The organism is Pseudomonas sp. SWRI18, assembly GCF_014268345.1.
Taxonomy (GTDB): domain Bacteria; phylum Pseudomonadota; class Gammaproteobacteria; order Pseudomonadales; family Pseudomonadaceae; genus Aquipseudomonas; species Aquipseudomonas cedrina.
Genome location: NZ_JACCQQ010000002.1, coordinates 294,646 through 308,405 on the forward strand (window position 1 = coordinate 294,646; position 13,760 = coordinate 308,405).

Consider the following 13,760-nt stretch of genomic DNA (forward strand, 5'->3'; position numbering starts at 1 on the left):
TGAGCGGGCTTGCCCCGCGCTGGGTGGCGAAGCCGCCCTCAAAAAGACACCGCCGAGTGCCAGAGAAAACCAAGTCGCCTGGTTTGGGGCGGCTTCGCCACCCAGCGCGGGCGGTGCGACGATTCGACAAGCCCGCTCACTACGGGGGATGGGCGTTTTTCAGATTGGGTTAGAACAGCCGGGCGAGCAGGGCGGTGACGGCGGTTTCGACCCGCAGGATGCGCGCGCCGAGTTGTACCGGTTGCAGGCCGGCCTTGGCCAGCAGGTCCACTTCGTAGGGAATCCAACCGCCTTCCGGGCCAATCGCCAGGGTGACCGGCTCGTCCAGCCCGCGTGGGCAGGCCGGGTAATCGCCCGGATGACCGATGAGCCCCAGGGTGCCTTCGGTCAGCGCCGGCAGGCGGTCTTCGACGAACGGTTTGAAGCGCTTTTCGATGACGATCTCGGGCAGCACCGTATCCCGCGCCTGTTCCAGGCCCAGGATCAATTGCTCGCGAATCGCCGCGGGCTCCAGGAACGGGGTTTGCCAGAAGCTCTTTTCGACGCGATAGCTGTTCACCAGCACCACCTTGGGCACGCCCATGGCGGCCACCGTCTGCAACACCCGGCGCAGCATTTTCGGACGCGGCAGGGCCAGCAGCAGGGTCAGCGGCAGTTTGGCCGGCGCTGGCTGGTCGAAGCCTACTTGCAGTTCGGCTTCGCCGGCCTCCAGGCGCAGCAGTTGGGCATTGCCCATCAGCCCGCCGATACGACCGACGCGCAGGCTGTCACCCACGGCCGCGCGGTGTACTTCCTGCATATGCACCAGGCGCCGATCACGCAGCACCACGCGGTCGGCCGCGATAAAGTCGGCCTCCTCAAGCAGCAGCAGGTTCACGGCTGGGTCGCTGGCGGCTGGTCGTCGTCGGCGGGTTGGTCATCCGGGTGTTCACCACGCTTGCTGATCAGGCTGCTGAACAGGATGCCGATTTCGAACAGCATCCACATCGGTACGGCCAGCAGGGTCTGGGAGAAGATGTCCGGCGGCGTGAGGATCATGCCGACCACGAAGCAGCCGATGATCACGTACGGGCGGATCTTCTTCAGGTACGCCACGTTGACCACGCCGATCCACACCAGCAGCACCACGGCCACCGGGATTTCAAAGGCCACGCCAAAGGCGAAGAACAGCGTCATCACGAAGTCGAGGTAGCTGGTGATGTCGGTCATCATTTCCACGCCGGCCGGGGTGGCGGCGGCGAAGAACTTGAAGATCAGCGGGAACACCAGGAAGTACGCGAACGCCATGCCTGTGTAGAACAGCAGAATGCTCGACACCAGCAATGGCACCGCGATGCGCTTTTCATGCTTGTACAGGCCCGGCGCGATAAAGCCCCAGATCTGGTGCAGGATCACCGGGATCGCCAGGAACAGCGAGACCATCATGGTCAGCTTCAGCGGTGTGAGGAACGGTGATGACACATCGGTGGCGATCATCGTCGCACCCGCCGGCAGGTACTGGCGCAGCGGCGTCGAGACGAAGGTGTAGATCTGCTGGGTAAAGGCGAACAACCCGGCAAAGATGATGAAGATGGCCGCTACGCAACGCAGCAGGCGGGTACGCAACTCGGTGAGGTGCGAGACCAGCGGCATATGCTGGTCGTTTTCCGGTTTATCAGCGCTCATGGGGCTCGCGGCGGCAATGTAGGGTCATGGGGCGCGGGCGACGCAACGGGCGTCGGCGCAGGCTCGGTCGGTGCGGGTGCGGCGGGCTTCGTGTCGGCGGGCGCAGGGGCGATACTTTGCTCGGCCACGGGCTCGACCGGTTTGGCGGGCTCCTGCATGGGCGACAGAATCTTCCGTGCTTCCTGCTCCAACGACAAAATGTGTTCGTTGTGCAGTTGCCGACGAATTTCGTCGGCGCCGATTTCCCGTTCAACTTCCTGTTTGATTGCATTGAAACTGCGTTTCAGGCGCCCGATCCACAGGCCGGCCGTGCGCGCGGCACCGGGCAGGCGTTCCGGCCCCAATACCAGCAAGGCCACGAGGCCGACGAGCAGCAGTTCAGAGAAGCTGATACCAAACATTAGTCAGTGCTCACGAGTCTTTGCGGGTCGGCTCTTCGACTTTCTCAGCCTGCACGTCGAAGGTACGACGCTCGGTGATCGGCTGGGCGGCCTGCGGGTGCACCGGCTGTGCGGGCGGCACTGGGCTGGCGGCCGGGTCAGCCGGCTTTTCGTCGTCATTCATGGCTTTGCGAAAGCCCTTGATCGACTCGCCGACATCGGTGCCCAGGTTCTTGAGTTTCTTGGTGCCGAACACCAATACCACCACTACCAGAATGACGATCCAGTGTTTCCAGTCAAAAATGCCCATGCTGCAAATCCTCTAGTCTTAGTTATTCAAGCGGGCGGGCGCGAAGCCTTCTCGGCATGCCCGGACAAGCCGAAGCGACGGTCCAGTTCATCGAGCACGGCCTGCGGATGCTGCCCCAGTTGGGCGAGCATGACCAGGCTGTGGAACCACAGGTCGGCGGTTTCGTAGATCACATCGCTGCAGTCGCCGCTGATTTGCGCGTCCTTGGCGGCGATGATGGTCTCGACGGATTCTTCGCCGAGTTTTTCCAGGATCTTGTTCAAGCCCTTGTGGTACAGGCTGGCGACGTAGGAGCTGTCGGCGTCCGCGCCTTTGCGGTCTTCCAGCACCTGGGCCACGCGGTTCAGGGTATCGCTCATGTCAGTGTCCTGCCGAATAGATGGCGTGCGGGTCTTTGAGCACCGGCTCCACGATCTTCCACTCGCCGTTCTCGAACACGCGATAGAAGCAGCTGTGACGGCCGGTGTGGCAAGCGATGCCGCCGATCTGTTCGACCATCAGGATCACCACATCGGCGTCGCAGTCCAGGCGCATCTCGTGCAGGGTCTGCACATGCCCGGACTCTTCGCCCTTGCGCCACAGTTTGCCACGCGAACGTGACCAGTAAATGGCGCGCTGCTCAGTGGCGGTGAGGCTCAGGGCCTCGCGGTTCATCCAGGCCATCATCAGTACGCGCCCGGTCTTGTAGTCCTGGGCAATGGCCGGCACCAGGCCGTCACTGTCCCACTTGATCTCGTCCAGCCAGTCTTTCATGTTCGGCTCCGGCAATTTGCGACAGTGTATAACCGGATTGGCTATCGACGCACGATCAGATAAACACCCACGGCAACCATGGCGCCCGCCGGCCAGTGGCCCAGTTGGTTCAACGGGCCGCCGATGGCCAGCGTCACCCCGCCCACCAGGTGCGCGGCGCCCAGCAGGCGCAGGACCCAGTCGTCCTTGCGTTTGCGCCACGGTGGCTCGGGGTCCTTGGCATGGGGCTGGGACATGCGTTCCAGCAAGTCGCGGGTCATGTTGGCCAGGTGCGGCAGCTGTTCCATCTGGCTGTGCAGGTTGCCCAGCATGGTTTTCGGGCTCATCCGTTCACGCATCCAACGTTCCAGGAACGGTTGGGCGGTGCTCCAGAGGTCGAGGTCCGGGTACAACTGGCGGCCCAGACCCTCGATGTTCAGCAGGGTTTTCTGCAACAGCACCAACTGCGGCTGCACTTCCATGTTGAAGCGCCGTGCGGTCTGGAACAGGCGCATCAGCACCTGGCCGAAGGAAATATCCTTTAACGGTTTTTCAAAGATCGGCTCGCACACCGTGCGGATCGCCGCTTCGAACTCGTTGAGCTTGGTCTCTGCCGGCACCCAGCCCGAATCGATGTGCAACTGCGCCACGCGGCGATAGTCACGCTTGAAGAAGGCGAACAGGTTGCGCGCCAGGTAGTCCTGGTCTTCCGGGGTCAGGCTGCCGACGATGCCGCAGTCGATCGCAATGTACTGCGGGCTCCACGGGTTGACGGTGCTGACGAAGATGTTGCCCGGGTGCATGTCGGCGTGGAAGAAACTGTCACGGAACACCTGGGTGAAGAAGATCTCCACGCCACGCTCGGCAAGCATCTTCATGTCGGTGCGTTGGTCGGCCAGGGTCGCGAGGTCAGTGACCTGCACCCCGTAGATGCGCTCCATCACCAGCACTTTGGGGCGGCACCAGTCCCAATACACTTGCGGCACGTACAGCAGTTGCGAGCCTTCGAAGTTACGCTTGAGCTGGCTGGCATTGGCGGCTTCGCGCAGCAGGTCGAGTTCGTCGTAGATGGTTTTTTCGTAGTCGGCGACCACGTCCACCGGGTGCAGCAGGCGCGCATCGGCCGAGAAGCGCTCGGCGGCGCGGGCCAGGATGAACAACCATGCCAGGTCCTGGCCGATGATCGGCTTGAGGCCTGGGCGAATCACCTTCACCACCACTTCTTCGCCGGTCTTGAGCTGCGCCGCGTGCACCTGTGCGACCGAGGCCGAGGCCAGCGGCTCGACGTCGAAACGGCTGAATACGTCGCTGATCTTCTTGCCCAACTGCGCTTCGATGAGGTTCATCGATTGCTGGGAATCGAAAGGCGGCACGCGATCCTGCAGCAGCATCAGCTCATCGGCGATGTCTTCGGGCAACAGGTCGCGGCGGGTCGAGAGGATCTGCCCGAACTTGATGAAGATCGGCCCCAGATCCTGCAAGGCCAGGCGCAGGCGCGCACCACGGCTGAGCTCGAGCTTTTTGCGCGGCAGCCAGCGCCACGGCAGCACATAACGTACCGCCAGCAGGAACCACGGCAGGGGCAGGGCGAACAGCAAGTCATCGAGGCGGTAGCGGATTACGACGCGCTGGATACGAAACAAACGGCGGACGGCGAGCAGCTTCATGCGTTATCGCTTGGATCAAGGGAACGGCTCAGGCGCTCGATGCGTGCCTCGAGGCGTTCCAGGTCGATTTTGGCCTTGTCGAGTTCACGAAAGCGCGCTTGCGCTTCCCGTTCTCCGACCAGGGTGCGCGATTCTTCGCTCAGGTATTCGGCGAGGTTCTGGCTGAGGCTGGCGAACCCTTGCTGGTACCAGCGCGATCGACTGCGCAAGTGCCCGCTTAGCAACTGGGTGGCCACCGGGCCGATCCAGCGCGACAGCTCGTATTCCCAATCCAGTTCCAGGTCTTGCAGCACCGCGGCCAGGTCCATCAGCACCGCGCTGTCGCCCTCCAGCTCCACTTCGGCGCTGTGCAGGATGGCGGTTTTGTTGCGGCTCAAGGCCAGGTGCATCAGGCTCGAGGCCGGCGCGCGCAGGGTGCAGTCGGCGTCGGCGGCCCATTGGGTGGCCAGCGTCAGGCCTTCATCGCTGGGCAGGATAAACAGCTGCAACGCGGGGCTGCGGCAGTCGACGGCAATGATTTTGCCGTTGAGGTGCGCCAGCCGCGCCAGGGCGGTGCTGTCCAGGCGCAGCACACGGTTGAGGCCGTGTTCCGCGCTTGCGAGAAGGCCTTTGAGCAACATCAGGGTTTGATGCCGCGATGCAGGGCGACGATACCCGAGGTCATGTTGTGGTAGGTCACGCGGTCGAAACCGGCCTCTACCATCATCGACTTGAGGGTTTCCTGGTCGGGGTGCATGCGGATCGATTCGGCCAGGTAGCGATAGCTTTCGGCATCATTGGTGATCAGCTTGCCCATCAACGGCATGAAGGCGAACGAGTAGGTGTCGTAGACCTTGGACATCAGCGCGTTGGTCGGCTTGGAGAACTCCAGCACCAACAGCCGCCCGCCCGGCTTGAGCACACGCAGCATCGAGCGGATCGCGTCTTCCTTGTGGGTGACGTTGCGCAGGCCGAAGGCGATGGTTACGCAGTCGAAATGGTTGTCGGGGAACGGCAGTTTTTCCGCATCGGCCTGCACGAATTCGATATTGCCGGCCACGCCTTTATCCAGCAGGCGGTCGCGGCCGACCTTGAGCATCGAACCGTTGATGTCCGCTAATACCACCTGGCCGGTCGGGCCTACGAGCTTGGAGAATTTGGCCGCCAGATCGCCGGTGCCGCCGGCGATGTCCAGCACGCGGTTACCGGTGCGCACGCCGGACAGCTCGATAGTGAAGCGCTTCCACAGGCGGTGCATGCCGCCCGACAGCACGTCGTTCATCAGGTCGTACTTGGCGGCTACGGAGTGGAACACCTCAGCGACTTTTTCCGCTTTTTGGCTTTCCGGTACGTTCTTGAAGCCGAAGTGAGTGGTGGGTTCGGCATCGCTGCCTTTGCGCTGATCAGTCATATCGCTGTCACCAGAAGAGAATGCGGCACATGATAATCCCCAAGGCCTGCTTTGTCTTGGCAAGGCTGCAGGTAAGATAGGTCATCTCAGAGACCTTTTGCCGCACGGAAGGTTTTACCACTGGCTATAAAGAGGAGTCATGGCAATGGCCCGTATTACCGTTGAGCGCGCACATAACCTGGGTAAAGAAGCCGCACGGGCAAAGGCCGAACAGTTGGCAGGCAAACTTCAGGAACGTTATGGCCTGGAGCCGTCGTGGTCCGGTGATACGTTGAACCTCAGGCGTTCGGGGGTTAAGGGCACTGTAGTAGTCGCCGAAGATTCGTTGCGCATCGATGTGGAACTGGGCCTGTTGATGTCGGCCATGAGCGGCACCATCAAATCCGAAATCGAGAAAGCCCTGGACAAGGCGTTGGCTTGATCAACCTGTTGTTAGGGTGCCGATTCTAATTATTCCTCCTACTTTGTGCCCAAGCCCGCAACCCGTGTGGGCCGTTCCTCCCCCCTATCCTGTGTGAGGCGAACCATGGCCAACGTTATCCTGAAGAAAAAAATCGACGCCCGGACCACTGCCCCAAGCGACGTCAAGTCCTACGCCCGCAGGATCTGGCTGGCGGGACTGGGTGCCTACGCCAAGGTTGGAAGTGAGGGCGCAGAGTACTTCAAGGAACTGGTTAAAACCGGTCAACATATTGAAAATAAAGGCAAAAAAGTTGCAGTTGAACAACTTGAGGCTGCCAACAGTCAGATGGACCAAGTAAAGAGTAATGTCTCAACCCTCAAAGGTCTGGTAGAAGTTCAGCTGGATAAAGTTGAAAAAGCTTTTGATACTCGTGTTGCAAGTGCCTTGAATCGAATCGGCATTGCGTCTAGACATGACGTTGAGACACTCTCTGCTAAGCTCGAAGAGCTGACGACATTGCTAGAACGTGTCGCGCGTAAACACTAAGGAGACATCCGGATGGCTGTTAAAAAGACTACTCAGAAAGAAGGCAGCTCGTGGGTCGGGGAAGTTGAAAAATATTCCCGCAAGATCTGGCTTGCTGGTTTAGGCGTGTACTCGAAGGTTAGCAGTGACGGTGGCAAATACTTCGAGACTCTGGTCAAGGACGGCGAAAAGGCCGAGAAGTTGACCAAAACCACAGTGGGTAAAAAAGTTGATGCGGCCAAGGCAACTGCCGGTTCCGCCAAGTCGAGCATTTCCGACACGTGGGGCAAGTTGGAAGAAACCTTCGACAAGCGCCTCAACAGTGCGATTTCGCGACTGGGCGTGCCGAGCAAGGCAGAGCTGAAGACGCTGCACAGCAAGGTAGATACCCTGACCAAGCAAATCGAAAAACTGACCGGCGCGAAAGTGGCTCCCGTAAAAGCGGCCGCTGCCAAACCTGCAGCCAAGCCGGTGGCTAAAACCGCAGCGGCCAAACCCGTCGCGAAAACCGCGGCCAAGCCTGCGGTAAAAGCCGCCGCTAAACCGGCCGCGAAGCCTGCGCCCAAGGTACCGGCCAAAGCTGTCGCAAAACCTGCTGCGAAAACCGCAGCTGCCAAGCCGGCCGCGAAGCCTGCGGCAAAACCGGTTGCCGCTAAAGCGGCTGCCAAACCTGCTGCCAAGGCCGCCGCGAAACCCGCCGCCAAGCCGGCCGCGAAAACCGCGGCTGCTAAACCTGCCGCCAAACCGGCAGCAGCCAAGCCAGCGGCAAAACCAGCCGTCGCTAAGAAGCCAGCGGTAGCGAAAAAAACCGCGTCCAAGCCCGCTGTTGCGGCCAAGCCTGCGGCGACCACTGCCTCCACCGCCAACTCGGTGTCCGCACCGACCCCTGCGGTAAACCCGACTGCGACGCCGGCCACCCCGACGCCATCCAGTCAGTCCTGATTTTTTCCGGGACACAAAAACGTCCGGCCTCTAAAGGGTCGGACGTTTTTTTTGCCCACGCCCCAGGCGCGTTGCTCAGTTATAGGTGATCGACACGGTAACGGCGCTGGCCAGGCTGCCTTTGGTGATCGCTTCGCCGGTTTTGTAGTAGGCCGCGAGTAGTGGTAACAGCGCTTTGCTGTTGCTGGTTGCCACCGTACGGCTGCGTTGATCAGGCGTGCCGTTGGCAGGGATCGTCGAGTTAGTGGTTGTGCGATGGGCCAGCCAAAGGCCAATGCCGCCCGACGTGCCGGTGTTGGAAAACAATGCCGCGTTGCCCGACGACGCCGTACCGGTGAACAGGAACGTAACGTTGCGGATGTCTGATTCGCAGTCGGCCGAGATATCGAAGTTGACCGCTCCTGCGTAAGCGGACGAATCCAGGTCGGAAATCTTGATCGCCGGCAAGTTGATGGTGCGGCTCACATCACCGGCCGCCAGGTTGCAGGTGCCGGCATCGACTTGTCCGGTAAAGCGCAAGGTGCCCGTGGTGGCGGCATGTACGCAGCTGGCGGCGATACAGCCGGTAATCGCCAATACTGTCGAAAGAACTTTGGGCTTCATAAGGGTCCTGTGGGATTTCAGTTATAGGTAATCGACACCGTGGCCGTGCTGGCGAAGGTGCCTTGGCCGACCGTGCCGGTCTTGAAATACGCCGCGCCGAGCGGCAGTACCGCACGGTTGTTGGAGACCGTGACGGTGCGCGAGCTGTCGGTGCCGCCTGGCGTAATGGTGCTGTTATTGCTGCGCGCATACAGCCACAGGGCCAGGCCGCCCGCGCTGCCGGTGTTGGCGAAGCGCGAGGCATCGCCGGATGCTGCGGTGCCGGAAAAACTGAAGGTCACGTTTGAGGCGTTGCTGCAATTGGCCGACAGATCGAACGGCGTGGCGCCGGCGCTGGTGGCCGTACGGAAGTCGCCCACCCGCACGGTGGGCAGCGCAACCGTGCGGTTGACGTCGCCGGCCGCCAGGTCGCAGGTAGCGGTGGGTTTGACAAAGCGCGTGGAGGTGACCAGCGTCAGGGAGAAATAGCCCTGGTTGGTTGCCCACCTCTCGTATAGCCAGTTGCTCGCATGCAATGTCGCGCTCTGCACAGGCGCGACTTTGTAAAAAATCACCTCTGCGCTCACGTTGCTGTAATGCGTACTGCCGGCAGGCATCACCTGGCTTGTACTCGCCAGCGAATGCGGATAAATCATTCCGTTGGCGTTTCTGACCATTACGTCCACCGCCACGCCTGGAACGTAGGTGCGATGGGCCGAAATACCCGCGCCGGGAACTTCGACCAACTCGTTCCAATGCCCGGAAAATTGTCTCAAGGTCGCCGTGGGGCACGTGATGGTAAAGCCCGGTGCAACTCCGTCGAAGGCCTTGCGCAGAATGATGCTGCCGACGGGCAGGCTGTCGGGCACTTCGATGACGGCCGGAAGCGAGAGGCTGTGCGTGGACATCGGATAGCGGTCGCACGCCGCTTGAGCCGTGATCGAGAGGCCACAGGCCAGGAGTGCCAATAAGAGTTGCGTGGAATATTTCATGTTCAGCTTCGCAAAAATGGATAGAGCGCCCTGTTGTCGGGGCGGACGTGTTTTTGCGCACCTCCTGTGCCGGCTCCTGCGCTTGCGCGAGCCCGATTCAATCGTAGGTAATCGACAAGGTCGCGGCACTGACCAAGGTGCCCCGGCCAACGGCTGCGTTATTTTTATGATAGGCCGCAGACGCATCCAGCACCGCTTTGCTGGCCGATGTGGCAACCGTACGGCTGCGTTCAAGCTCGGTGCCATTGGCCGGAATCGTGGTGCCTGTGGCGCCGGCCTTGAGCCAGATACCCAGGCCGGTTGCGCTGCCGGTATTGCTGAACAGCATCCCGTTGCCGCTGTCCGCCGTACCGGTGAACAGGAAGGTGACGTTGCGAATGTCCGACTCGCATTCGGCGGTGACCTGGAAGGACGTTTCCCCGACGGACACCGCGTTGTCGAAATCCGCCACCTTGACTGTCGGCAAGGTGATGGTGCGGCTCACGTCGCCAGCGGCCAGGTTGCAGGTGCCGCTGTCGACCTGGCCGGCAAACCCCAGCGAGCCGGTTGTGGCGGCGTTGATCGGGCTGGCGACGATAACGGCGCTAATTGCCAGAGCGAGGTGTAACGTTTGAGTCTTCATCTAAGGGTCCTTGTGGCGTTGCAATTAAAGGTATTTGTCACGCGGGCCCGCGTCGGGGCGGTCCTGCGCAACCAGGCTGGTGTTGGCCGCGCACGTACCGGCATCCAAGTGACGCAGGCGATCATGGCTTTCCACGCCAGGCGCGGGGTTAAGCTGGTAGCGCAACTGGCACGTGCTGGCGGCATTGGCGCCCCACTTGACGATCAACAGGTTTTCGTCGCGAGGCACCCGCACAAAAGCTTTGCCGCTCTGACCGACCATGCCAACGATGGCGCCGCTTGCATCCATCACTTCGGCGCCGAACGGCAGCGGGCTGCCGTCTTCGCGCAAAGCCGTGATCAACATGGCCTGGCCGCTGACGCTCTCGAACTCCAGCATCACCACCGAGCCTGCACGGGGCGCGACGTTTTGCGCAGCGGTTTTGAGTTCCACGTCCACGGACAGATCCTTGGGGTCCAGCTCGACCATGTTCTTGCGGTACGGCGTCAGGTGCGGCACCACGGCGTAGCCGTTCTTGCCCACCTGCGAACTGTGGTTGCCATTGACCCGCGCGCCGGCTGCGCCTGCGGCCTGCACGATGCCGATGGTGTCGCCCAGCTCCGGTGCCAGCGTCAGGCCGCCGGCGTGTGCGACGATGCCGCCGGTCAAGCCCAGCGACAGCGAACGGTAATCGGAGCTGCGGCCAACGCCGGCTGAGAGCACGCCCTGGCTGGTCTGGTATTTGATGTCGGCGCTGGCCGCGTTGCCGCTGCCTGAAGTGCGCGTGGCGCTCAGGCCGTAGCTGACCTCGTTGAGCTCGCCGAGGCTGCCGCCCAGGCTGGCGCGTTCACCGCTGCTGCGGTCGCCGCGATACACCGAGGTGGAGAGGGTCGGTTTGCGCGACCCGCTGCCCAGCGGCAGGCTCAAGGTAAAGTCGATCTGTTTGTCCACCCGGTCACTCAGCAGGTCGCGGGTGCGCTGGGCGCTGACGGTGTAGTGCAGTCCTTTCCAGGTATTGCTGTAGCCGGTGGAGAACGTCAGGTTGCGGCTCTGGCGGTTCCAGTATTGCTGCGAGGAACCGGTCAGGTAGAAGGAGCCCGTGCCCACGCTCTGGTTGAGACTGACGTCCATGCGGTCGCGCAGGCGCGAGACGCTGTCGACGTTGAGCCCGTCCATGGCCAGGCCACGCACGCGCGCCGCATCGCGCACGTTGAGGAAGCCTTCGGTGGAGTAGCGGTAGGCGCCCAGCGCGAAATGCGTGCCGGTTTCGGTGAAGTTTTTGCTGTAGCGCAGTTGCACGCTTTGGCCATTGCGCGAAGCGTGGCCGGGCACCCGGGCGTCGGAGTTGGTCACGTCCAGCGACAGGGCGCCCAGCGGCGTGTTGAACGCCGCGCCGATGAGCTGGGAGAAGTAATCCTCGCCGACCACCGTGCCGGTATAGCCGGTCAACAGGTTGCTCAAGCCGCGCTGGTACGTGGCCTGCGCCAGGGTTGGCGCGTGCCGCACGCCAATTTCATCCAGTTGGCCGACACTCAGCGAATAGCGGCGCGCGTCCGGGCGCAGCAAGTTGGCGTTGGCGGCAAAGGGCACGATGAACTCGCGTACGCGCCCATCGGCTTCGGTGACGGTGACGTTGAGGTCGCCGCCGAATCCGGTGGGGTACAGGTCGTCAAGCATGAACGGGCCGGGCGCGACGCTGACTTCATCGAGCAGGATGCCGCGCTGGCGTACGCTGACCCGCGCGTTGGTTTCGGCGACGCCGCGCACCACCGGGGCAAACCCGGTCATGGAGTCGGGCAGCATGCGGTCATCGCTGAACACGCTGATGCCATTGATGCGCACGCTGTCGAACAATTCGCCGGGGGTGTAGATCTCGCCGAGCATCAGTTGCGATTGCAGGCCGGTCAACTCGCGTTGCAGGTAGGTGGCGCTGCTCTGGTAGCCGGAAGAACCGTCGGACTGGCTGAAGCTGCCGTTGTGCCGAAAATGCCAGTCGCCGAGGTTCAGACCGGTGTTCAAGCCCAGGTAGGTGGAGTTGAGCGAGCGCCCCGCGGTCTTGGTGGCAAAGGTGTTGAAGTTGTAGCGCGCAAAACCGGCGTTGATGCCGCTGTCCCATTGTTGCGGGCTCACGTAGCCACGCGCCTGGCGCGCCAGGTACAGCTGCGGTATCTGCAATCGCAGCTTGTTGTCGGTCGGGTCGAAGCTGACGCTGGCGCCTGGAATGAAGGCGCCGATATCGCCGCACACCGGGAATGCCGGCGCGGCTGCCTGCCCTGTCGCGCCATGGTGTTCGGCGACAGCGTCCAGGTCCACGCCGAAGGCGAGCAAGGTGTCGCGCCCCAGGCACAACTGCGCGGAGTTCTGCCCTTCAACGGCGTTGAAGATCAGGTTTTCACGGCCGAACCATTGGCCATTGAGGTACACGTCGGCGCGGTAGCTGCCGGGCAACACGACGTTGCCCTGGTTGAATTTGGTGATGTCGACCTGCAAGCCCGCCTTGCCCTGGGGGAAGAAGGCCGGGTTGAAAGCCACATACTCGACGCCGTGTGTGAGCATCGCATGCGTGCTGCCGAGCAGTACCAGGCTGCGGGCGGTCAGCTTGAGTCGATGGCGTGACAAGGGCCAGTTGATTGCGCTGGCAGGCGTGTTCGAACGCATGGTTACCGTTTCCAAAAGAGGTGCTGCCCAAAAGTCGGCATGGCGAGTCCCTGCCCCGGTCGAGGGGGCAATCGCAGGACGTGTTTCAGGGCCGGCGGCGGTGATGTCGCCGGGCCGGTGCCTAAGGCTGGGAGGTCATCGTGGAATATCCGCCGTGTGGGAAACCCGCACGCCATAGTCATCGAGGGTCTGGAACTCGACGGTCATGGCGCTGGCCGGTGCCGACTTCAACCCTGGCAGGACGAAGCGGCTGCGACCACCGGGGACCACCATATTGCTGTCACCCGATGCGCTGGTTTCGCGCGGATGGCGTTGGCCGCCGGTGACCAGTTCAATCGTGTCGAAGCTCACGTGGTAGGGCGTCGGGTTGAAGACTTCCAGCGCTTGGCCCTGCTCGGTCGCAAGGTATTTCCACTGCAGTTTGGCGGGGGCTTCTTCGACGTCGTAGGGCAGTGTTGCCGGGCGGTAGAACAGCTTGATCCGCGAGCGGAACGCCAATTGCAGTTGGTTGTTCTGCTCGCTGTTCAGCGCCTGGGAAGGCACTTCCAGCAGATTGAACCAGAACAGGCTTTCGCGCTCCGCCGGCAGCGGTTCGCCGGTGTGGGCCAGGCGAATGATCTGTTGCTGCTCCGGTTCCATGCGGAAAATCGGCGGCGTGGCCACAAACGGTATCCCGGACTCATCCGGGGTAGAGTGTTCGTTGCCGTCGTCCAGCCATACCTGGAGCAATGTCGGTTTCTGGTTTTTGCTATCGAGCCGTACCGTCACTTCCTTGTCTTTTTGCAGATAAACGATACGAGTGCTGCCGATGACCACGCTGGCCTGTACCGCCGTGGCGGCGAGCAGGGCAACGAGTACCAGCGTGGCCTTCGGAAGAAGGCGAGAGACCAATGACGCGTTCATGCAGTGGGTT

The 13,760-nt window shown here is 61.9% G+C and carries 17 protein-coding genes; 3 read left to right on the top strand and 14 right to left on the bottom strand.

Annotated elements, in window-relative coordinates; translation table 11 throughout:
- Nucleotides 1-169: 169 nt before the first annotated feature.
- From H0Z09_RS03980 to ubiE, 9 genes are read right to left on the bottom strand one after another with little or no spacing between them, the layout of a single operon-like run.
- Nucleotides 170-877, bottom strand: coding sequence for a 16S rRNA (uracil(1498)-N(3))-methyltransferase (locus tag H0Z09_RS03980; RefSeq protein WP_186687599.1), 708 nt, complete (start codon nucleotides 875-877; stop codon nucleotides 170-172).
- Entirely contained in the window at nucleotides 874-1,665 is a 792-nt protein-coding gene (tatC, locus tag H0Z09_RS03985) for a twin-arginine translocase subunit TatC (RefSeq protein ID WP_078731197.1), read from the bottom strand. Before tatC ends, H0Z09_RS03980 begins: the two co-directional genes overlap by 4 nt.
- Nucleotides 1,662-2,066, bottom strand: coding sequence for a Sec-independent protein translocase protein TatB (tatB, locus tag H0Z09_RS03990; RefSeq protein ID WP_186687601.1), 405 nt, complete (start codon nucleotides 2,064-2,066; stop codon nucleotides 1,662-1,664). Before tatB ends, tatC begins: the two co-directional genes overlap by 4 nt.
- Before the next feature lie 10 nt (nucleotides 2,067-2,076).
- A complete protein-coding gene (locus H0Z09_RS03995; protein WP_135289162.1) occupies nucleotides 2,077-2,355 on the bottom strand; it encodes a twin-arginine translocase TatA/TatE family subunit in 279 nt (92 codons plus the stop codon).
- A 26-nt stretch (nucleotides 2,356-2,381) separates the two neighbouring features.
- On the bottom strand, nucleotides 2,382-2,714 hold the full coding sequence (locus H0Z09_RS04000) for a phosphoribosyl-ATP diphosphatase (protein WP_076951716.1): 333 nt from the start codon (nucleotides 2,712-2,714) through the stop codon (nucleotides 2,382-2,384).
- A gap of 1 nt (nucleotide 2,715) precedes the next feature.
- A complete protein-coding gene (hisI, locus tag H0Z09_RS04005; protein ID WP_076951718.1) occupies nucleotides 2,716-3,108 on the bottom strand; it encodes a phosphoribosyl-AMP cyclohydrolase in 393 nt (130 codons plus the stop codon).
- 41 nt (nucleotides 3,109-3,149) lie between these two features.
- The gene (ubiB, locus tag H0Z09_RS04010; protein ID WP_186687603.1) at nucleotides 3,150-4,754 is read right to left on the bottom strand and encodes a ubiquinone biosynthesis regulatory protein kinase UbiB; all 1,605 of its coding nucleotides are present in this window, start codon (nucleotides 4,752-4,754) and stop codon (nucleotides 3,150-3,152) included.
- Nucleotides 4,751-5,374: an SCP2 sterol-binding domain-containing protein gene (locus H0Z09_RS04015; protein WP_186687605.1), complete on the bottom strand. Its 624-nt coding sequence runs from the start codon at nucleotides 5,372-5,374 to the stop codon at nucleotides 4,751-4,753. Before H0Z09_RS04015 ends, ubiB begins: the two co-directional genes overlap by 4 nt.
- Complete coding sequence (gene ubiE, locus H0Z09_RS04020) at nucleotides 5,374-6,144, bottom strand: bifunctional demethylmenaquinone methyltransferase/2-methoxy-6-polyprenyl-1,4-benzoquinol methylase UbiE (protein WP_003171186.1); 771 nt, start codon at nucleotides 6,142-6,144, stop codon at nucleotides 5,374-5,376. Before ubiE ends, H0Z09_RS04015 begins: the two co-directional genes overlap by 1 nt.
- A 145-nt stretch (nucleotides 6,145-6,289) precedes the next feature.
- On the opposite strand from ubiE, the gene H0Z09_RS04025 reads away from it, so the two are divergent.
- The 3 genes from H0Z09_RS04025 to H0Z09_RS04035 all read left to right on the top strand — a co-directional run bounded on the left by H0Z09_RS04025 (nucleotide 6,290) and on the right by H0Z09_RS04035 (nucleotide 8,014).
- A complete protein-coding gene (locus H0Z09_RS04025; RefSeq protein WP_186687607.1) occupies nucleotides 6,290-6,565 on the top strand; it encodes a polyhydroxyalkanoic acid system family protein in 276 nt (91 codons plus the stop codon).
- 105 nt (nucleotides 6,566-6,670) lie between these two features.
- Nucleotides 6,671-7,093: a phasin family protein gene (locus tag H0Z09_RS04030; RefSeq protein ID WP_186687610.1), complete on the top strand. Its 423-nt coding sequence runs from the start codon at nucleotides 6,671-6,673 to the stop codon at nucleotides 7,091-7,093.
- 12 nt (nucleotides 7,094-7,105) lie between these two features.
- Nucleotides 7,106-8,014: a phasin family protein gene (locus H0Z09_RS04035; RefSeq protein ID WP_186687614.1), complete on the top strand. Its 909-nt coding sequence runs from the start codon at nucleotides 7,106-7,108 to the stop codon at nucleotides 8,012-8,014.
- Nucleotides 8,015-8,089: 75 nt separating this feature from the next.
- Here H0Z09_RS04035 and H0Z09_RS04040 read toward each other — a convergent pair whose 3' ends face one another.
- The 5 genes from H0Z09_RS04040 to H0Z09_RS04060 all read right to left on the bottom strand — a co-directional run bounded on the left by H0Z09_RS04040 (nucleotide 8,090) and on the right by H0Z09_RS04060 (nucleotide 13,750).
- Nucleotides 8,090-8,617: a fimbrial protein gene (locus tag H0Z09_RS04040; RefSeq protein WP_186687617.1), complete on the bottom strand. Its 528-nt coding sequence runs from the start codon at nucleotides 8,615-8,617 to the stop codon at nucleotides 8,090-8,092.
- A gap of 17 nt (nucleotides 8,618-8,634) precedes the next feature.
- Nucleotides 8,635-9,588 carry a fimbrial protein gene (locus H0Z09_RS04045; protein WP_186687620.1) on the bottom strand — a complete coding sequence of 318 codons (954 nt, stop codon included), beginning with the start codon at nucleotides 9,586-9,588 and terminating at the stop codon, nucleotides 8,635-8,637.
- 97 nt (nucleotides 9,589-9,685) lie between these two features.
- A complete protein-coding gene (locus tag H0Z09_RS04050; RefSeq protein ID WP_186687623.1) occupies nucleotides 9,686-10,210 on the bottom strand; it encodes a fimbrial protein in 525 nt (174 codons plus the stop codon).
- Between the two features lie 24 nt (nucleotides 10,211-10,234).
- The gene (locus H0Z09_RS04055) at nucleotides 10,235-12,847 is read right to left on the bottom strand and encodes a fimbria/pilus outer membrane usher protein (protein ID WP_186687626.1); all 2,613 of its coding nucleotides are present in this window, start codon (nucleotides 12,845-12,847) and stop codon (nucleotides 10,235-10,237) included.
- Between the two features lie 135 nt (nucleotides 12,848-12,982).
- Entirely contained in the window at nucleotides 12,983-13,750 is a 768-nt protein-coding gene (locus H0Z09_RS04060) for a fimbria/pilus periplasmic chaperone (protein WP_186687629.1), read from the bottom strand.
- Nucleotides 13,751-13,760: the final 10 nt, after the last annotated feature.